Annotated in this window: 21 protein-coding genes; 4 read left to right on the top strand and 17 right to left on the bottom strand. The window is 35.1% G+C overall.

Going from position 1 to position 18,518, the window contains the following annotated elements; genetic code table 11:
• The first annotated feature begins 128 nt into the window (after positions 1-128).
• Together F5ESL0260_RS01095 and F5ESL0260_RS01090 are read left to right on the top strand one after the other, a co-directional pair.
• Positions 129-467, top strand: coding sequence for a type II toxin-antitoxin system RelE/ParE family toxin (locus tag F5ESL0260_RS01095; RefSeq protein WP_122025557.1), 339 nt, complete (start codon positions 129-131; stop codon positions 465-467).
• Positions 460-1,551, top strand: a complete 1,092-nt coding sequence (locus F5ESL0260_RS01090) for a HigA family addiction module antitoxin (RefSeq protein WP_122025556.1) — start codon at positions 460-462, stop codon at positions 1,549-1,551. The genes F5ESL0260_RS01095 and F5ESL0260_RS01090 overlap by 8 nt, the downstream gene beginning before the upstream one ends.
• 104 nt (positions 1,552-1,655) lie before the next feature.
• Here the strand turns inward: F5ESL0260_RS01090 and F5ESL0260_RS01085 are convergent, their stop codons facing one another.
• Positions 1,656-4,187, bottom strand: coding sequence for a M1 family metallopeptidase (locus F5ESL0260_RS01085; protein WP_122025555.1), 2,532 nt, complete (start codon positions 4,185-4,187; stop codon positions 1,656-1,658).
• Between the two features lie 237 nt (positions 4,188-4,424).
• Here F5ESL0260_RS01085 and F5ESL0260_RS01080 point away from each other — a divergent pair, with 237 nt between their 5' ends.
• On the top strand, positions 4,425-4,781 hold the full coding sequence (locus F5ESL0260_RS01080; RefSeq protein WP_110445567.1) for an aggregation promoting factor surface protein: 357 nt from the start codon (positions 4,425-4,427) through the stop codon (positions 4,779-4,781).
• 80 nt (positions 4,782-4,861) lie between these two features.
• Here the strand turns inward: F5ESL0260_RS01080 and F5ESL0260_RS01075 are convergent, their stop codons facing one another.
• From F5ESL0260_RS01075 to F5ESL0260_RS01025, 11 genes are all read right to left on the bottom strand, one after another.
• Positions 4,862-5,515 carry a nitroreductase family protein gene (locus tag F5ESL0260_RS01075; RefSeq protein WP_110445489.1) on the bottom strand — a complete coding sequence of 218 codons (654 nt, stop codon included), beginning with the start codon at positions 5,513-5,515 and terminating at the stop codon, positions 4,862-4,864.
• Positions 5,516-5,517: 2 nt separating this feature from the next.
• A complete protein-coding gene (locus tag F5ESL0260_RS01070; protein WP_110445488.1) occupies positions 5,518-6,405 on the bottom strand; it encodes an SDR family NAD(P)-dependent oxidoreductase in 888 nt (295 codons plus the stop codon).
• Positions 6,406-6,548: 143 nt separating this feature from the next.
• Positions 6,549-7,139, bottom strand: a complete 591-nt coding sequence (locus F5ESL0260_RS01065; RefSeq protein ID WP_110445487.1) for a TetR-like C-terminal domain-containing protein — start codon at positions 7,137-7,139, stop codon at positions 6,549-6,551.
• A gap of 46 nt (positions 7,140-7,185) precedes the next feature.
• Positions 7,186-7,716 carry a hypothetical protein gene (locus tag F5ESL0260_RS01060; protein ID WP_046324174.1) on the bottom strand — a complete coding sequence of 177 codons (531 nt, stop codon included), beginning with the start codon at positions 7,714-7,716 and terminating at the stop codon, positions 7,186-7,188.
• A gap of 180 nt (positions 7,717-7,896) precedes the next feature.
• Positions 7,897-8,160: a hypothetical protein gene (locus F5ESL0260_RS01055; protein WP_046324173.1), complete on the bottom strand. Its 264-nt coding sequence runs from the start codon at positions 8,158-8,160 to the stop codon at positions 7,897-7,899.
• A gap of 176 nt (positions 8,161-8,336) precedes the next feature.
• On the bottom strand, positions 8,337-9,155 hold the full coding sequence (locus F5ESL0260_RS01050; protein ID WP_122025554.1) for an alpha/beta hydrolase: 819 nt from the start codon (positions 9,153-9,155) through the stop codon (positions 8,337-8,339).
• Positions 9,142-9,912, bottom strand: a complete 771-nt coding sequence (locus tag F5ESL0260_RS01045; protein WP_122025553.1) for a YibE/F family protein — start codon at positions 9,910-9,912, stop codon at positions 9,142-9,144. The genes F5ESL0260_RS01050 and F5ESL0260_RS01045 overlap by 14 nt, the downstream gene beginning before the upstream one ends.
• Positions 9,909-11,033 (bottom strand): YibE/F family protein, encoded by a 1,125-nt coding sequence (locus tag F5ESL0260_RS01040; RefSeq protein WP_122025552.1) that lies wholly within the window; start codon positions 11,031-11,033, stop codon positions 9,909-9,911. The genes F5ESL0260_RS01045 and F5ESL0260_RS01040 overlap by 4 nt, the downstream gene beginning before the upstream one ends.
• Positions 11,034-11,157: 124 nt before the next feature.
• A complete protein-coding gene (locus tag F5ESL0260_RS01035) occupies positions 11,158-11,934 on the bottom strand; it encodes a transcriptional regulator (protein WP_122025551.1) in 777 nt (258 codons plus the stop codon).
• A gap of 25 nt (positions 11,935-11,959) precedes the next feature.
• A complete protein-coding gene (locus tag F5ESL0260_RS01030) occupies positions 11,960-13,045 on the bottom strand; it encodes a D-alanine--D-alanine ligase family protein (protein WP_046324168.1) in 1,086 nt (361 codons plus the stop codon).
• 167 nt (positions 13,046-13,212) lie between these two features.
• The gene (locus F5ESL0260_RS01025) at positions 13,213-14,235 is read right to left on the bottom strand and encodes a helveticin J family class III bacteriocin (RefSeq protein ID WP_122025550.1); all 1,023 of its coding nucleotides are present in this window, start codon (positions 14,233-14,235) and stop codon (positions 13,213-13,215) included.
• 126 nt (positions 14,236-14,361) lie between these two features.
• On the opposite strand from F5ESL0260_RS01025, the gene F5ESL0260_RS01020 reads away from it, so the two are divergent.
• Positions 14,362-15,366 (top strand): CAP domain-containing protein, encoded by a 1,005-nt coding sequence (locus tag F5ESL0260_RS01020; RefSeq protein WP_122025549.1) that lies wholly within the window; start codon positions 14,362-14,364, stop codon positions 15,364-15,366.
• Between the two features lie 181 nt (positions 15,367-15,547).
• On the opposite strand, the gene F5ESL0260_RS01010 is transcribed toward F5ESL0260_RS01020, so the two are convergent.
• The 5 genes from F5ESL0260_RS01010 to F5ESL0260_RS00990 all read right to left on the bottom strand — a co-directional run bounded on the left by F5ESL0260_RS01010 (position 15,548) and on the right by F5ESL0260_RS00990 (position 18,483).
• On the bottom strand, positions 15,548-15,637 hold the full coding sequence (locus tag F5ESL0260_RS01010) for a nucleotidyl transferase AbiEii/AbiGii toxin family protein (protein ID WP_122025676.1): 90 nt from the start codon (positions 15,635-15,637) through the stop codon (positions 15,548-15,550).
• 13 nt (positions 15,638-15,650) lie between these two features.
• The gene (locus tag F5ESL0260_RS01005; protein WP_122025547.1) at positions 15,651-16,241 is read right to left on the bottom strand and encodes a hypothetical protein; all 591 of its coding nucleotides are present in this window, start codon (positions 16,239-16,241) and stop codon (positions 15,651-15,653) included.
• Between the two features lie 193 nt (positions 16,242-16,434).
• Positions 16,435-16,908 (bottom strand): nucleoside 2-deoxyribosyltransferase, encoded by a 474-nt coding sequence (locus F5ESL0260_RS01000; protein WP_122025546.1) that lies wholly within the window; start codon positions 16,906-16,908, stop codon positions 16,435-16,437.
• Positions 16,909-16,957: 49 nt separating this feature from the next.
• Positions 16,958-17,788 (bottom strand): hypothetical protein, encoded by an 831-nt coding sequence (locus tag F5ESL0260_RS00995; RefSeq protein ID WP_122025545.1) that lies wholly within the window; start codon positions 17,786-17,788, stop codon positions 16,958-16,960.
• A gap of 11 nt (positions 17,789-17,799) precedes the next feature.
• Positions 17,800-18,483, bottom strand: coding sequence for a TetR/AcrR family transcriptional regulator (locus F5ESL0260_RS00990; protein ID WP_122025544.1), 684 nt, complete (start codon positions 18,481-18,483; stop codon positions 17,800-17,802).
• Positions 18,484-18,518: the final 35 nt, after the last annotated feature.

Below are 18,518 nucleotides of genomic sequence, written 5' to 3'. Positions count from 1 at the left end.
GTTTAAAAAACTTGTCCTTTTTTGTTATGAATGTACGTTACGAATATTGTTGCAACCATTGACTTTCACGCTAAATAGCAATAGTATTAAATTACCTAATAGGTAATTTAAAGGCTTGTGGAGGAAGTATGCTTATTAATTACAAATATAAAAAGGTTGAAAAACAGTGTGAATCTCTGAAACAAGCAAAAAAATATTTACCAGAAAAGGTAGCCAAAAAGTTAATAAAAAGAATTAATTTTATCAAAAGTTCAGAAAATTTGGCATCAGTGATATCCTTCAGACCTTTAAGATTTCATAGCTTAAGAGGTGACAAAAATGGTTTTTATGCAATGGACATTGATGGCAAAAAATGTGAATATAGGATAATATCTACTTTTGATGGGTATAAAAGGGAGCAAGTTTTTACTGAGTCTAAATCTATAACTATTATTGAGATAACGGAGGTTAGTAAGCATTATGAGTAACGAAATTGAATATAAAAATCTAATCGCTTTCCATCCGGGTTCTTATGTTGAAGAAATCGTGGAAGACTTAAATATTACACAAGCTGAATTTGCTGCTAGACTTGAGGTATCGCCTAAAACTATTAGTAAAATAATTAACGGAAAAGAAAATATTACATCTTCAATTGCCAATAAACTGTCTAAGGTGACTGGTATATCAATAAAAACATGGTTGAATTTACAAGCTAACTTTGATTCAAAAATTGAAGAAATTGAAAATGAAAAGAATCAAAATGAAAAGAAAGTTTGCAATTGCATTAACTTTTCTTATTTAGAAAGTAATGGCTATATTGCTAAGAAAAGATATAAATTAAAGCAAAAAATTGAAGTTCTACATAAATTACTTAACCTTTCAAATTTAACTAGACTAGAAGACTTCAATGCTGCAGTGAGCTACCGGCGTTCAACCTCAACCAATGAGAGAAAATCTATAATCTGTTCGAATGTTATGCTCGAGCTTGCGACTAGCAATGCTCGTAACAAGACAACTAATAAATATAATAGGGAAAAGTTGTTAAAAATACTACCGACTATTAAAAAAATGATTTTAGAGGATCCTGATCTGTTCTACCCTAAACTTAAAAAATTATTATTAACTTGCGGTATAGTTTTAGAAGCTCTGCCTAATCTTCCAGGAGCAAGACTAAATGGAGCTACTAAAAAATTCAAAAACGGTAGTGTTTTGCTTCTAATTACTGATAAAAATAAGTATGCTGATATTTTTTGGTTCTCATTGGTTCATGAATTGGGACACATATATTATGAAGATTTTTATTCTGGATACAAGGATAAAAATCAATATCAAGAAAAGGAAAGGAAAGCTGATCAATTTGCTACAGACTTCTTTATCTCCCAAAAAGAATATAAAAACTATGTAAGCGAAGGAATATTCACCAGTCGCACAATTAAAACATTTGCTAAAAAAACAAAGGTATCTGCTGGAATAGTAGTAGGTCGCCTGCAATCCGATGGATTAATTAACTTTAGTCAATTCAACAAACTCAGAGATAAGTATGAGATCTCATTAAATACGACAAAAGGATAACTAAAAACAGAAGAAATTAGTTAAGGATAACAAAACGCACACAAAAGTATTTTAAAACATTGTGTGCGTTTTTATTATCAATTTTAAAAATTAAACAATTTTAGTTACAAAGTTTCCTTAACAGCTTGATTGACAGCATCCTTTTCAGCATTAATCAAGTCAACCTTGGACTCAATATTCTTAGTATCCATTCTGATTTCACGCCCAAGACCAGGTTGATCAACCTTTGGTTCAAAGAATTCTTTGAATTCTTCCAGTCTCTTTTCAGTATGGAAAATGTTTGAAGCCACAGTAATATAAGTGGTAAATTCCATATCACCACCGACTGTTTTTTCCAGCCATGACCATTGATCTCGCAGCCAGTCCCAAGCCAATTGTTCGCCTTTTGGATTGGCCAAGACATTCGCAAACCAAGAACGCAAATCTTGAGGCTTAACGACTGCAGCATTTTCAAAATTCTCAATAAGTTCCTTGATTTCAGCGGGATCTTTAGTGCTAGTAATACCATCAGTAAGATCGTCCTTATAGTTAGGATCGATGGCAGCTTGATATTCTTTCAGCAAACGATCAACTAGACCCGGTTTATTATAGTTTTTAACTTCATTCATTAAAACATACGGTCTAACTGAAGCATCAATTTCGTTTAAGTTTTGCTCGTGTTCAGTAAAAATTTGGTGACCATCTTTTATCACAGCAGAGTTGTCGGCATACAATGACAAAGCTATTTCTAATGGACGAATTCTCTTGTCATCGTCTGTATCGGAAGCTTGTGCCTGCCAGCCCAACCGTTCGACTTGCTTTTGGGTCAATTTATTAACGAATGCCTTAAAATCTTTTTCTGCAGGTGAATTCGGAGTAACAAATTTACGCAATGAACGAACACTGGAAGATAACGCACTAATGACAATATATGACTTAGAATCTGCAAATTTTGGCAGTAATGGGACAATCTCAGCGTATGAAATTTGTTTACTTTCTGCTAAAAGTCCCAAGTCTTGCAGTAATTGTAATTGATCAACCGGCTTCAACTTAGTAAATTCAGCCATAATATCATTCATTAAGGTTTCATCATAATTAACAATGAAGTGCGAACTATTGCCTACATTTACACGTAAAGCGTGACCGGCAGCACTGCGCAACTCTTGATAATCTCCTAGATCCAGTTCTCTTTCAGACATAATTTGTGGCGCCTTAAAGTTCGCATTCAATGGAATAGCCCACTTACGTCCAACATCTTTGCCTTCACCAATGAAGAATTGCTTTTGGCTCAAAATCAAGTGACCAGCTGAGTTTACTTTGGCAGAAACTACTGGGTAACCCGGTTGATCAAGCCAAGTATGCATGATCTTGCCAATATCTAAATCAGTAGCAGTTGAAAGGGCGTTCCATAAATCATCACCGGTGGCGTTGCCATAATGGTGTTGCTCAAAGTAATACTTAAGTCCCTTACGCAAAGCATCATCTCCTAAGAGTGCCCGTACCATAACCAGCATCCTTGAACCTTTAGCGTAAACAATTGCACTATCAAAAATTGAATCAATATCAGCTGGATGTTCCACATCAACGTGAACGGATTGGACACCATCAGTGGCATCTCGTTTTAAAGCTGCTGGTACTTCCGAAATTTGGTAAAGATTATCCCAAACATGCCAGTTTGGCTCTAAAGCATCAACTGAAACATATTCCATCATGTTGGCAAAACTTTCATTGAGCCACAAATCGTCCCACCACTTCATAGTAACTAAATCGCCAAACCATTGGTGCGCCAATTCATGAGTGATAACAGTTGCCACATAAGCTTTTTGGTACGGAGTTGCATTATCAGGATCAAGCAAAATTGCGACTTCACGGTACGTGACTAGTCCCCAGTTTTCCATTGCTCCGGCAGAAAAGTCAGGCAGCGCTAATTGCCAAGAATGAGGTAGTGGATACTTAGTTTGATAAAATTCTTCGTAAAATTCGATTGCCCGCTTAGCAATATCCAAAGCAAAGTCTAATTCCTTAGCTTGATGTGCTTTAGTCGCAAAAACTCCCACTTGAACGCCGTCTTTGGTTTCAGTAATCTTTGATTGCAATTCACCAAAGGCAAAGGCAATCAGGTAGCTGGACATTCTAACGGTTTGAGCGAAATAGTGCACGCCGTCTTCGACTTTAACTTCCGGCATATTGGCAATTGTAGTTTCACCTTCATGCTCATCATACTTAAGTGCTAAAGAAAAAGTAGCTTTGGCTTCTGGCTCATCAACACATGGGAAAGCCTGACGTGCAGCTGTAGTTTCAAATTGAGTACCGATAATTTGTTTTTGCACACCATCAACTTGATAATATGAAGGATAAATTCCCATCATAGAATCAGTCAGCGGTGCCGAATACTTAATCTCAACTGTGACTTTGCCGGTCTGACCCAGTTCGATTTCAATTGCTTCTTTTTCGTCATTGACAGTAAACGGTACATCCTTGCCCGCACTGGTAACTGAAGCAATCTTCATATATTTCTGATTAATTAAAATAGTATTCTCAATTGCTTCACCGGTAATTGTCGAAGTACCATTAATACTTTTCTGCTCCCGATTGATGTCTATGAATAAATCATAGTGTTCAGGGTGAAAAGTTTCATAAAAATGTTTAGCAGCCATATTTACCTCCTAAAATAATAGTTACTACCAATTTTAACAGACATAAATAAAAATGACATTAAAACATTCAGGTAAGTAATAATTGGCTTTATTAAGATAAATTTTTTCAAAACTAGTAGAATTATTAAATTTTTCAAAAATTTTGTAAGAGTTGCGTGTTATTTCTGTAACAACAATGACACATTGACTGTGTATTATTATCCATAGAATTAATACAGTTAATTGTGGGGATTGAATATATTGAAGAATAGTAAAAGTTTAATACTTAAGTTAATTACAGCACTGGCGCTATCATTTAGTTTCGTCACTGCTTTGGAAACTACTAATAATAATTCGTGTACGCAAACAGTACAGGCTGCTAAGATGTCAAAAGCAGAACGTGCAGCCAAGAAATGGATTGCAATGCGTGAATCGGGTGGCAATTATTATGCACGCAATGGCGTTTGTTATGGCAAATATCAATTAAACATTGCTTACTTAAACGGTGATTATTCTAAGAAGAATCAAGAAAGAACCGCTGACAGATATGTTTACGGTCGTTATGGTTCATGGGTTAACGCTAAAAACTTTTGGCTAGCCCACCACTGGTATTAATAAGTATTTCTTTAATGCATTATCCCATTAAAAAACGCAGCCTAGCTAATAGTTAGGTTGCGTTTTTATATGTATTTAATTTAAGCAAATGTAAATATCTGTTTAACAGGATATCTAACAGATTTCACTTCGGGTTCTTCATCTTTAGGCCTTTTGCCGACTGCAATTGCCATAACAGGTACAAAACGTTTAGGATCAAGTCCAAAAGTTTCAGCTGCCTTCTTGATGTCATAACCACCGATAGGGTTACTTTCGTAGCCATGGCTTCTTGCTACTAACATAAATTGCATTGCTGCTAATGCTGAATCAATTGACGAATCCATTACTAAAGTTTGATAGTCTGCATGTTCATACAGTGGAAGAAATGTACTGAATACCTCATCTAATTTTGCTTTATCAATCTGACCATTATGATATGCTTTTGTCCATAAGTCACGATAAGACTTATAAGCCTCAGTATCTCCAAATAATAAAACCATGGCAGAACAAGTTTCTACTTGAGGCATATTAAATTTCATAAAATAACTTTTCAGTTTTTCCTTGCCTTCAGGCGTGTCGACTATTACAAAATGCCAGGCCTGCAAATTACATGCGGATGGTGCTGTGGCAGTCTCGTCAATCATTTTTTCAAATTCTTCATGTGAAATTTTTACTGTTGGATCAAATTTTCTTACAGATTGTCGATTAAATACCACATCTTTAAAATTGTTATTTATAATTTTATCGTCTTTCATTACTATCCCTCTTCAACTTCATGTGTTTCTTCCATAAATGGGGCTAAGGCTTTTAGATCAGGTCCTTTACCACTAGGAATATTCTTGGCCCTTGCAACAATCGCTGGATTCATACCTGGATGAGTCAGAATATAGAATTTATCATCTTCAAGAGCTTTAAAAATAATCTTTGGTACATTGTCTAAAGGCATGCCAGTAGTAATATCTTTCTTAGCTTGCTTTTGACCTTCCTTAAATATTTCACTAGAGTAATAAGGATCACTTTTATCAGTATATTTTTCAGGACGATGTTCTTCAGTATGATACAAATCTGTTTGCACGAATGCTGGACAAAATACATGTAAACCAACGTTTGCTTCTTCAGCCTGTAAATCATATTCAACTGCTTCAGTCATTCCTACAACAGCGAACTTAGTAGCATAATATGCAGGCATTAATGGACTTGTAATAAGCCCAGCCATTGAAGCAACATTTAAAATGTCGCCATGTCCTTTTTGCTTGCGCATAATTGGGATTACTCGTTTTAATGCCCAAACTTGGCTCATCAAATCAGCGTGTAAGATCCATTCCCAGTCACGTGTAGGAAGTTCCCAAATTGGTCCTGGAATTGCAACACCGGCCGAGTTAATTAACAAGTTAATTTCCCCGTACTCGGCCATAGTTTTTTTAACCATAGCATCAATATCTTTTTCTTCGGTTACATCAGTTGGAATACTGATCACTTTTGCACCTGTTTTTTTAATATCATTTTCTGTCTTATTCAGTGCTTTCTTATCTATATCAGCAATGGCAAGTTTCATACCTCTTTGAGCGGCCTCTAATGATAACGCTCGTCCAAATCCATGACCTGCACCGGTAATTAATGCTACTTTGTTCTTAAATACTTTCATATGCATTCCTCTCTATTCGTATTTGTTATCAAATAACATTTCTTACATTATCCATATTAAGCGCTTGCATAAGAAATAAAACATACAACATCAATAATTTGTTAGATGTTTAACAAATTCGATAAATTGTTATATGTTTGGTTTCAGTATTTATTTTTATCTTTACTTGCTACCTTTAAAGAATGGACAATAATATTTTTCTGGGTTCTACAAAACTGTTTTTTCATTTCTTTTGGCGACTCTTGTTGCCCATTACCTAGCCAATCAAGAACAATTTCAGTAAAACCACCGGTAAAAAAATTTGCAATAAAATTGCGATCTTCTTTTCTAACTTTTAAGTTTTCCTTGCTTATAATTTCATCAATATATCCGAAAAGAACATTTATTTGTGGTTTTCTAAAAATAGTGTCAAATTGTTTAATATCCAAGTTCTCGTAAAAAGCTTTGCCTAATGAAGGATTTTCATAAAAATATTGGAAAATATTATAAATATCGTTATCCCAATTGTCGTAACCTTGTGATTTATTTAGTAAATCTATAATTTCGGTTTTAACCGTCCATTTAATAAGATCCGGTATATCCTGAAAATGATAGTAAAAAGTAGGCCTGCTTTTATTAGTTAGAGTTAACAATTGTTTTACAGTTATTGCATCCAATGGCTCTTTTTTAAGCAATTTTTTTAGCGCTTGAGCAAAATCTTTTTTAGTATTCAGTGAAATTTCTTTATTTTTCATTTTTATTTTCCACGTTATAATCCAAATTAGAAAAACTTTCTAGTAATTACTTATTCTCTTCAACTATTTGCCTAATTTTTGCATACCGTTCATCCCATTTATTAATGAATAAGTTATCGTATTCCTGCTTTAATAAAAAATCGAGTAAGTCTTTTTTATCAGGTCGATCTAAAAACAAATATTTTTGCGGGACAACAATTTCAGGCAAAACGGCTCTTAACTGCTTGAGTGAAATCTTTTTAAGAGCACATGATTTTAAAATTGGAATAATGCAGCCATCATTTTTAGGCATAAAATAGTCATAAATTTCTCCATAATCATCTTTTTGAATTTCTTGCCCTATCTGGGCTAACGTAGCAGCATTACTGCGAATCAAAGGTGCACATTTGATAAATAGTTGTATCCCGCCATTACTGCCGGTAGTATAAACAAAAGCCTGAAAACTATCTTTAAAAAAACTCTTGCGGTATTCAATTATTTTTTGTCCCGTTACAATTTCTTTTACGTATTCCTCATGCAAAGATATTAGTAAGGTAGGTAAGAAGGGATCATAAACTTTATCTTTTATTGTACACATTATCAATAATACCTTTCTTTATTACTGGCTTTTTGTTACTTATGCTCATCATAAATATGTTTAGTTAAACAAGCAACTCTATATAGCAAGGAAATTAAAAAAGATAATCTAAGTTATTTTAGGCAAAAAAATTGAGCTGTACCTCAACCATTGAAGTACAGCTCAGTTTTTCTAATCATCTTATGCTCTGTGCCTTAATAAATGAACTTTTGCGGGTTCACCTTTTAACCAAGTAGCAAAGAATGCATAGCCGAAGACCATCAAAGCAACTACAGCCGCCAAAATAATCATATTATTATTGTCCAGCGAAATTGCTTGCTCTTCTTCTAGCAGATTCTTTGACTCATTAACTTGATTGCATAATCCAAAGAATAACATGATTAGACTGCTTAGAGTTAGTAAGCCATTAACTGCCGTTAAAATTTTTATCTTCGTTAGCTTCAAAAAATCATGTCCTTTCTTTCGATTTAAATACCGGTATTATATACCCTCTGGAAATAAATGCAAGGCCTTTGCTTAAAATAATTTAAATTTTTTATTTCTAATATGAGTATTATTATAATTTTATAATTAAAACTTCTAAATCCGAACAAAAAGAAGTACAGCATCTGTACTCCCTTTTATTGCCATTCACTTGTTAACCATTCCTGTGCCAGTTCAAACCAATGGGCAGCGTGCGGATTCTCTTGCCATTCTCTGCCTTTAACTACCATATCTTTTCGTGCTAAAGAAAAGCCGTGACCACCACGATTGAAAATATGAACTTCACACGGCACTTTCTTTTCATGTAATGCTGCTGCATACTCAAACGTATTAGTGACAAGAACCACCGGGTCATCCCAGGCATGGAAAATAAAGGTTGCTGGCGTATTAGTGGTTACACCTAAAGAGCTATCCTTGATAAATTCATCTTGTGGTACTTTATCTTGCTCATCTGCCGGAATGTCAAAACCAATTTTGGTCAGGTTAATTAAAGGATAACCCAAAATAGTTTTATTAGGCAAAACTTCTTCACTCTTAAAGCCAAACTCTTTCTGATACTTTGAAGAATTAGCCATGCTGTTGGCAAAACTAGTTACGTGACCACCAGCGGAAAAGCCAATCGTGACTATTTTGTTGGGATCAATCTGATATTCTGGTGCATGATTGCGAAAGTATTTAACAGTAGTTAAGACATCAAGCCCTGCATCAGGATAAATGTCACCTTCGTCTTGCACGAGGTTATATTCCATGACCACGCTGTTAAAACCATAGTTATTGAAAGCCAGCGCTACAGGTTCACTTTCTCTTTGAGACAAATGATCGAAGCTGCCTCCGGGAACGACAATTGCCAGGGGGCGTTTTGGTGTTACCAGCTCGCCAATTGACCCCAAAGTGTATGTGTGCACGTTGAACTTGCGCTGGTTAAAATTAGTTAATGTTAAATCATTTACTTTCATTTTTCTCCCCCACTTTTACCATGTTTTTTGCTAAAAAGGTTGTTGCTAATGGTACTGTTAATAATACACCAATTAAAGAATACATTATAATTAAAGCTTCATTAACAAACATTTTTTCATTTAGTACTTCGCCTAAAGTGTAATTCAAACGAATATACCATAAAAATAATGAAAGGAAGCTGCCAAACATCCCAAACAAAATGGTATTCATTGCTGTTCCCAAGACGTCATTACCGATTTTGGCTCCACTAGCTTTCAGATCTTCATACGAAATTGCTGGATTATGCTTTTTGATTTCCAGCAAACCGGAGCTCATTGATACAGCAGCTTCAGCCACTGCGCCAAGTGTGGAAAAGATAGCAACTGCTACTGCAATTAAGGGATAACTTAATCCCGGCATTTGCGACAAGCCAACCAAAATTTCACCAGCTTCTGGTCCAAGTCCGGCAGCTTGCGCCAGCCATTCAAAACCCAGAATGATTAAGCTGGCTGCTAAACAAACAACTAGAGAAGAATAAAATGAATTTTTAGCAACCTGATAATCATGCGTGCCTAAGAAAATAATAGTTACCAATTTTAAAGGAACAAAAATCAAAATCAAAAGAGGAATGTTGATACCCCAAGAAATCAAGATAGCTACTAAGATTAATAATAAAGTGTTGATCAAAACGCTAAAGAAACTGCGAATGCCAGTTTCTCCACCTACAATCGTCATTAGGATTGCCAATACGATTAGCAAGGCAGTTAGTGTACTCATTCTTCAGTCCCCGCTTTCCGCTTTTTTTCTTCTAAAAACAGCAGGCTGCAGCCAGTGGCAAAGACAACTGTTAAAACTATACCAATCGCTGAAATAATACTCTGCGTGACACCAAGTGAAAGAGTAAAACCAAAGGTGGAACGCAAACTGTTATTATCGCGCAAATAGATAATTGTCATTGGCAATTCTTCAGACATAAAGATTAATACCAAAACATTAATCAGAGGCCCCATGATTTCCTGACCCATAGTACGTCCACTTTTAATCAATTGCTGGGCAGTTAAATCTGCTTTGGTCTGAACTAATTCATAAAGACTGGAAATAATATCAGTGGCTTCATCCATTACAGCCCCTAAAATACCTAGCAAGGTTTGTGCTAAAAAGATGCCGCGAGGATCTTGAGTAGCATAATCTCCCGTTTCGTATTTGATCTCCGATTCACCAGTCAGGCGCATAATCAAGTAGCACAATGCAAAAGAAACAAAAGTACCTAGAATCGTTGCCAACCACGTTGCCAGCATTTTACGGTTAAAGCCTTGAACAACCAATAAACTAAAGAATGAAAAAACAATATCAGCCAAACCAAACAGCAGGACAATATAAGAACCGTTAAGTTTGATATCCAGCATGATAACAATATAAAAAATTATCCAGCTGAGTATCATTGATGCAATTAAGTTAAATGATTTTTTACCGGCAACTGCGACCATCAGCGTTGACATTACAGTGAATGCTAAAACCAAAACCCAGTCTCGTTTGGGATCCTGAATAACTGGTTCACCATGTTTAACATTGACCAACACTCTCTGACCCGCGCGAAATTTCTGCGTAACTAATTGCGAGGGGTAATACATATTAGTAGTTTTATAAGCTTGGCCCTTAAACTTGCCTGACAAGACTTTTAAATGAAGAACCTGCTTTCTGATTTCATCTTTATTACCATAGACATCCGTACTTTTTTCTTCTAAAGTATCCTTAATTTTAGTATCGGTGATTACAGCTACATCATTTTTAGAATAAATATCCGTCGCAAAATAGGTACAAGCTGTTAGAATCAAGCCTATAGCTGCAGTTAATACCGCAAATAAGTAGTGCTTCTTAATTTTTTTCAACCAAATCATTCCAATCGATTTATACTTACCTACTGTAACTTAAAAGCAGCCCTTAAACATAAATTTTAAGCTAAGTTTGCAAAATTTAAATATTATAAAAACGGCTTTTAACTAAAAGTCGTTTCTTATATACCTACATATCGAGAAACCGTTGCCACCAATGGGTCTTTTCCGGCTCAACCTGCATGTCTGCTAATGTTCGGTGAGTATTGGCACTGGCACCTTTTTCGGCATTTTCTTTAGCTTTAGCCAAAATTTCCTCATGCATTTGCTCGCTTGACTTTTCTTCGTCTTGTGCAACTTGAGCACGCTTTTCAGCCGCAGTTAGTGGCTTAGTATCAGGCATTTCGTCAACATCAGTTATATCATCAGCATTAGTCACGATTCCTGAAATATCAGGCAAAACGCTAAAATCATCTGCTGAACTAGTAGTTTTAGAAGCAGGCGTTTCCAACTCTTTTTGCTTTTCCAATAACTGTTTATTCTGCTTTTCGATATGATCCAATTGTTTTTGCAGATTACTCAGTGCCGTATTCTGCTGGCCAATTGTTTGTTGTAAGGCATTCAGTAATTTCACCATCTGAGAAGTAGACATTACTTCCTGCTTTTTGTCATCTTCGGTTTTTTCAGGCTTATCTTTTTTAGCAGTAACTGCAAAAACCTGTTGAGCAGCTTCCTGTAAGGTTAAACCGTTATCCTGGGCCAATTTGTGAAAATCTTCCAGGTCCTGTACATCCTGCTTGCTATATAAACGTGCATTTTGCTTTGTTCTGGCATAATAATCAGGCTTACCAGTAACTTTTTCCACAATTAAAGAATATTTACGTAATGTAGCAACACTAATGTGCAGGTACTTAGCCGTTGCCGAAGGCGCGGTTAATTCTTCAAAATTATGCTTATCTTCACTCATCAGATATACTCCCTAGCACAATTAATTAACCAATTTTATGTAACAGGTTTTTCTTATGGTCAAAACGCTCTTGCGCTTTTCCAATTAAACGGGTAATTAGCTCAGAATACGAAATACCTACTTCTTCAAACAGCTTAGGATACATACTTATATTAGTGAAACCGGGCAGCGCATTAACTTCTGTCAAAATAACTTTATTATCACTGGCACGTAATGTCGAATCAACCCGAGCCAAGCCACTGCATTCTGTAACTTGATATACTTTTAAAGCATTTGCTCTAACTTTATCTACAATTTCTTGAGGTAATTTTGCCGGAATTTGCAAAGTAGTAGTGGAATCAGCATCATACTTATTTTCATAACTGTAAAAAGTCCCAGCCGCATTGATAATTTGGCCCACGCCTGAAACAATTGGCTTGTCATTACCTAAAACAGCAGTTTCAACTTCCGTACCATGAATGGTTTCTTCAATTAAGACCTTATCATCATATCTAAAAGCGTCAGCCAAAGCATCAGCAAATTCTTCTTTATTGGTAACATGATGAACGCCAACTGAAGAGCCTTGGTTTGACGGCTTGACAAAAAGGTCAGGACCTAGTTTCTCGCTGACTTTATCATAGTCGCGCTTGGCATTAGCATCATCTTCATATTCAAAGCGTTTAATCGCAATCCAGTCAGCAACAGGGACGCCAACACGTTGTGCTAAAATTTTGGTAAATTCCTTGTCCATGGTTACAGCAGAAGCTAACACATCATCGCCAACAAAAGGCTTATTCAAGATTCTGAACAGTCCTTGCAGACAACCGTCCTCACCTAAATTACCATGCACAATTGGAAAGAAAACATCAATTTCCGGTAAATTCTGCAGTTGAATTAAGTTTGAAATATTGGCTACTTCATGTGGATTCTCAATAGTGTATTTAGGATCTTTTAAAACTTTAAATGAATCCTCTTCGCTTGCTAAATAGCCATCATTGGTTATCCAAATTGGGTGAACGTCAAACTTATTTTGGTCAATCGCATTATAAATATTGTGGCCTGACATGATTGAGACTTCATATTCAGATGAATTTCCACCAAAAATTAAACCAACTTGTGTTTTCTTAGTCATTATTTTTACCTCTTAGCATTATTTCTTAACTTTTTATTATACGGCAAGAAAAACCCGAAGAATTGTAATTTAGACAATTTTTTAGGATTATTTTTATTATAAGCAAAAAGCCTTGTATAAGACAAAATCATAAACAAAAAATTTATACTATATTAAAAAATACCGTTTTATTCCCAGGTTATTTCATAAAGCTTATTTATTTTTGTGGGATGCTTGCCAGGATTAACCGGATCAAACGACTGATGATAGGCTACAGTCAAATAGATATCATTACTGGCAATCAGTTGTATGCCTTCTAGCTCAGTATAATAACCGGCTAGCTCTAATTGATTTTTCTGAGACAAATCTATTAGCTCCCAATGTGCCGGATTGACTGCATTCCAAGGAATTTTAACAATTTTGCGGTTTTGGCCCAGTCTGTCGTCTGCAAACTGACTGGAAATATAGACATCCCGATTATTATCAATGGCAAATCCCTGCAGCGACCCTACTAATCCCATGCGACCAGACAAATCTGGTATTTTAAAGGCAGCTAAACATCTTATTGTAGTAATATCAACATGTTTGGTTAACGTTGCTGCTTGATCAAGAGCATTATTAATATCGTTTAAATTATAAAGTGCAAAATAGCCGGTAAAGTCATTATCCCCATAAGCTATTAAAAAGTAATTTAAATTAGGAGAAACAGCAACTTCCACACGTGCGAATTGATCTCCACTGCAATTGATGCCAAAATCAGCTCCTGCATAATTTAAATTGGACAGTCGCGGTCGCATTTTGGTATTTGCAGTAACTTTAAAATATCGTGGAATTGCAATACGTGCAATTTGTTTAGACCAGCTAGACCAACCTGAATTCAAATCATTTGGCTTGGTGCCAATAAACCACTGCCCATTTCTTCCTGCATACTCCAAAGTTTGTGTATGACCAGCAGCCGTTCCAGTTAGATGTAAAACCGGTAATTGCTTATTAAAAGAAACATTACTGTTATTTTGACCACGATAAACAAAAGTATCCCCAGCCACATGTTGCAAAGCATAAGCATAGCCATTATTAATAGTAGTTTTCTGAACTACTACTTGCCGCAAGTCTTTGTCTACCGGGCCGGTTACCCCATCCCAATCATCTAAGTTACTATTTAAAGTAATACTAATATTTTTTGCCAGTTGCATATTTGCATTATTAATCAAAATACTTTTTCCCTCATAAAAGTCTTGTGCAACAAATTATTAAATATCACTATCTTTTTTCAATCTGAATAATACTTAATTTAATTTTGCCTTATAATTTATATTAAAGAAAGGAGAGCTCTTTAAATGATTAAAAAAATTTATACTGCCCTCTTGTGCTTACTTTTCATTTTTCCATTTAGTAACACTAAAGTTTATGCGGCAGAATTCACTCCTGACGAAATAAATAAGATAGCCCATTTACAACAGGAATATGCACAGCTTGATACTACCACTTTTAATTTTAATAATCTTTATTTGAGCAAACCCCAGTTTAAAAACAGATTTAAACAAGGAGCACTCGTTCCTGCTTACCTTAATAGTCAATTAGCTTACACCAACTATTATAGACAGCTATTTGGCTTGAACCCTGTTAAAGAAAATTTTCAGGATAATATTGCTGCGCAAAAAACTGCAGCTGTACTGGCCGCACTTAATGCCAACCCTCGGATTAACCAACATAGCCTGCCTTTTGAAAAGCGTCCGAAAGTAATTAACAAAAACGTTTGGCAGCTAGCGCGCAATATTTCGAGCAAAGCTAACCTTAATTTCAATACTAGTGATCAATCAGCTGGTGATGTTATTACTGATCTGCTAACCGACCAATATAATTTAACCGGCGCTGACACTGGTCACCGAGCATGGCTATTGTCAACACGCTTAACTTCAACTGGAGCAGGTGCAGCGTACGGTAAAAATGGCTACCGCTATTCAGTTCAAAAAGTTTTTAATCCTGATGACGTTTTTCGTACTCCCAGCCAAGAAATGGTAACTTATCCCAGCAGCGGCGTTTTTCCAATCGAGCTTTTGCAAGGTCAAAATATTGCATGGTCTGTCTATCTTTCAGATCAAAGCTTTAACGGCAATCCAATAATTACCATTACTGATAAGGATACTGCCCAAACTTATCAGGCTAAAAATGTCCATAATTATAGTTATACTGGCTATGGCAATTTTGAAACTATTATCACTTATTATCCTGGATCAATCCCACTAATAGTTGGACATGAATATGAAGTAAAAATCACGGGCTTAACCAGTTACACCTTTAAGTTGTTTCAACTTAAAAATCCTTCTGAATCAATTCAATAATAAAAAATTTCGGCAAATGATGTATCCTATTATGTCATTTAATGTAATTTGCCATAAATAATTTCCCTTATTTACTTTTTCAAAAATTTCATTAAAGCTGTTCCTTGAAATAGTAGTATTTTCTAAAGCAATTCTAGTGATAAGTAAGTTCAGCTTTAGTTTTTTATAATCAGTTCGCTTTCTAAGCTTGTTTAACATATATGTCATAAAAGTCTTTCATTCGAGTATTGTCAGTACTGCGACTAAATACTGTTTCTAGTTTTTGGGCAATAAAAGTTTCATTTTTATAGCAATATTTCTAGGTATTCTTGAACTTTTTTAACAGTTTTGAATTTTCTTGCAAAGTACAGCAATTTGGCAATATTTTTATTCGGCTGTTTTAAATACTGCTTATAAGCTTTATTTATTATTTCAGGATCAATGTGATTCTGTGGTCGTAATATTTCTGCCATAGTTCGATCAATAGAATAAACCCTAACATTATTTCCACTAGGAGTTTTTACTATGTCTATACCCAAATTATACATTTGAAGTACTTGTTGATGGGGCACAATTTGTTCTTTTAGCTGCGAATTTTTATATCCTCTCGGAAAGGTAAGATCAATTTTATCTGGAACACGATCACTCAAACCATATAAATAAAGTGCAGACCTCAACGATATTATTCCCTTCTTGAGTCTCAGCTGAATAGTATAAAAAGCATCTTCCAAATGGTTTGGACTACCATAAATTCCTTTATCAATCAAAATTAACGTATTGTTATTAAGATAGCTCTTAATTTGTTGTCCTGAAAAGTTTTTCTTTGTGAGTTGTTTTCTAGACAGCACATAGTTATTTTGTTTCAACAAATTTTCCAATTCAGATTTTCTAGTCATTTTAGTCACATTCTCTTATCTATATTATACCCCATTATATAAAATGTCGGGGTATAATATAGATAAAATTAAATAAATAAAAACCATATTTCGAAACTTAAGCGAAATATGGTTCTTATTAAAACGAATTAATATCTATTTTCAGAGAGTTATTTGCATCTTTAAGTAGATATTTTTTGAACTGAGTAAAACTCTAAAGGTAGCGTGCAACAGCAGCTAACAAATCTTTTTCATTATTAACTATGGTTCCATTAAGCTTAATCAAACCGGTAGTGTACAAGTTAACATAATGAAACTGATTTTCAGCAATCTGAGTTAGAGCGTGTAACTTTTCTTGGTTAGTAGCGCCTTGTTGGCGGGTATCAGTGTATAAACCAATTATCGGAATCTCTTTTGCATAAGCTACGCCTATTTCACTAGCGACACCATTATCAATGCTAAGCCCATCAAGCACCGCAACCATCAAATCACTATTAAGTAATTTTGCGGTATCTGCCTGAGCGATCATTTTAGAATCGGCATAAGCTTCCTTATCATTAATTGACGCGTTTTCTTGGGGCAAATATAAATCAATGGCATCATCTATTTGCCGAATTTTTGCCGCTAATTGCGCGTTATAGTTGATTTCTGCTTGTGAAAACAAAGCATTTGCAAAATAAATTTTCATATGAGCTTCCTTTGGTAAAAATGACCAATTGCTTTTTAAGCCAAGCTACTTAATTGTTTGGCGAGCTAATTTCCCATGGAATCGCACTCAGGATATAAAGAACAACTCCGATAATTACAAAATCCAGGAAAATACTGCTGCTTATTTCTAATACATAACCTAATACAGCTAAGCTTTCAACGTTAAAAATTACGGGTATAACTGCCAATACGCCCGCAATTAATATTAACCAAAATCCGGCCCACATACCAGATGCGGTAACTTCGTGGGTCAGCATTTTTGAATTCAAAAATAACTTCATATCACTTATTAATGACCGTAAACTAATAATAGCCATTATTAGTATGATTACATTAACGATTAACAAGATAAAAGCGACATTGCCCCCAAGTGTAATAGTATTCAAATTAAAAGCATCTATTACGTCATATGGGGCATTATTTTCCTGTTCTTTTAGTTTTTCTTGTACTAACTGGGCATCACTAGATACGCCTTGATCAACGTTTAAATCAATGTCATGCAAAATTTGCTTGGCTAATTTCATATTACTGAATTTAAACCATGGCGTACCCAACGTATAGTCAATAATATGGTCGGCAATTGGCTGTGTTTGCTTCGTAGTCAACAGGTTAGCATTGCCATTTTTATTAGCACCAATTATTTCTGCTAAAGCATCAAAGTGCTTGTTGATCTGCCTGACAACTACAGCCTCATTACTATTGCTTCTAATTTGCCCTTTCATGAAAAAGGGATTTAGGAAAGTAGCGGTAGTCATGGTTAGCGACACAATCAGAAAGATAATAAAGGACAGAACTTTTTTATAATCCTCGTTCTGCTCTCTATTTATTCTGTGCAAACCATCTCGCGCGCCATTTGCCATATTTTTCCTTTCTAACAGACAATCTCCTTGTCTTCATCAAACATTGTATCTATAGCATGATGAATGGTTTCATCATCGGTAGATTCGATAATCTCATGACCTTCTTTGAGCGCTTTATCAATAGTAGATTTTGAACAATGTAAGAAACTATACATAAATGATTTTGTACCATAATCTGCTATTTCTTCAGGAGAAACGTCATATTCTTTATTATCATAATAAAGACGACTGATGCCTGTTACAGCAAAAGCAATTCCCAGCCGTACTTCTTTTGCATCGAAGTCCACGTGGTTAAATAGCTGTTTTTCCTTTAACCAGTCATTAATAGTCTTACTCCAAAAATCTAACGATTCATTACTCTTAAACACTTCTGTAATAATGCGCTTAAGACCTTCATCTTTGATTCCCAGCATTTCAATTGCATAAATAAAGGCTTTAGTACGCGCACAAACTTCGTCTTCCTTATTAACGCCGAATTTTTGCACCTGCTTATCTAATGTATTAAGAATATTGCGCACTACATCAGTAATCAAGCTTGATTTATGTGGATAATACGATTGCAGTAAGGATTTGGAAATTCCCGACTTTTCTGCAATCATTTGAAATGAAACATTATCCAATCCATTTTCTCTAATTAAGTGAAATGTATTACTTAAAATTGTACGTCTTCTTTTATAATTTTTACGTCGTGCCATAATGTTTTCTCAACTCCTATACATTTTGCCTTAAT

This window comes from Lactobacillus sp. ESL0260 (assembly GCF_003692935.1).
GTDB classification, from domain to species: domain Bacteria; phylum Bacillota; class Bacilli; order Lactobacillales; family Lactobacillaceae; genus Lactobacillus; species Lactobacillus melliventris.
This window is presented reverse-complemented; position numbering and strand designations above follow the sequence as displayed.

What these genes read in the sequence shown, in the direction of transcription:
- F5ESL0260_RS01095 (WP_122025557.1), top strand. Translation starts at nt 129, where the DNA reads ATGCTTATTAATTACAAATATAAAAAGGTTGAAAAACAGTGTGAATCT.
- F5ESL0260_RS01090 (WP_122025556.1), top strand. Translation starts at nt 460, where the DNA reads ATGAGTAACGAAATTGAATATAAAAATCTAATCGCTTTCCATCCGGGT.
- F5ESL0260_RS01085 (WP_122025555.1), bottom strand. Translation starts at nt 4,187, where the DNA reads ATGGCTGCTAAACATTTTTATGAAACTTTTCACCCTGAACACTATGAT.
- F5ESL0260_RS01075 (WP_110445489.1), bottom strand. Translation starts at nt 5,515, where the DNA reads ATGAAAGACGATAAAATTATAAATAACAATTTTAAAGATGTGGTATTT.
- F5ESL0260_RS01070 (WP_110445488.1), bottom strand. Translation starts at nt 6,405, where the DNA reads ATGAAAGTATTTAAGAACAAAGTAGCATTAATTACCGGTGCAGGTCAT.
- F5ESL0260_RS01065 (WP_110445487.1), bottom strand. Translation starts at nt 7,139, where the DNA reads ATGAAAAATAAAGAAATTTCACTGAATACTAAAAAAGATTTTGCTCAA.
- F5ESL0260_RS01060 (WP_046324174.1), bottom strand. Translation starts at nt 7,716, where the DNA reads ATGTGTACAATAAAAGATAAAGTTTATGATCCCTTCTTACCTACCTTA.
- F5ESL0260_RS01050 (WP_122025554.1), bottom strand. Translation starts at nt 9,155, where the DNA reads ATGAAAGTAAATGATTTAACATTAACTAATTTTAACCAGCGCAAGTTC.
- F5ESL0260_RS01045 (WP_122025553.1), bottom strand. Translation starts at nt 9,912, where the DNA reads ATGAGTACACTAACTGCCTTGCTAATCGTATTGGCAATCCTAATGACG.
- F5ESL0260_RS01040 (WP_122025552.1), bottom strand. Translation starts at nt 11,033, where the DNA reads ATGATTTGGTTGAAAAAAATTAAGAAGCACTACTTATTTGCGGTATTA.
- F5ESL0260_RS01035 (WP_122025551.1), bottom strand. Translation starts at nt 11,934, where the DNA reads ATGAGTGAAGATAAGCATAATTTTGAAGAATTAACCGCGCCTTCGGCA.
- F5ESL0260_RS01030 (WP_046324168.1), bottom strand. Translation starts at nt 13,045, where the DNA reads ATGACTAAGAAAACACAAGTTGGTTTAATTTTTGGTGGAAATTCATCT.
- F5ESL0260_RS01020 (WP_122025549.1), top strand. Translation starts at nt 14,362, where the DNA reads ATGATTAAAAAAATTTATACTGCCCTCTTGTGCTTACTTTTCATTTTT.
- F5ESL0260_RS01005 (WP_122025547.1), bottom strand. Translation starts at nt 16,241, where the DNA reads ATGACTAGAAAATCTGAATTGGAAAATTTGTTGAAACAAAATAACTAT.
- F5ESL0260_RS01000 (WP_122025546.1), bottom strand. Translation starts at nt 16,908, where the DNA reads ATGAAAATTTATTTTGCAAATGCTTTGTTTTCACAAGCAGAAATCAAC.
- F5ESL0260_RS00995 (WP_122025545.1), bottom strand. Translation starts at nt 17,788, where the DNA reads ATGGCAAATGGCGCGCGAGATGGTTTGCACAGAATAAATAGAGAGCAG.
- F5ESL0260_RS00990 (WP_122025544.1), bottom strand. Translation starts at nt 18,483, where the DNA reads ATGGCACGACGTAAAAATTATAAAAGAAGACGTACAATTTTAAGTAAT.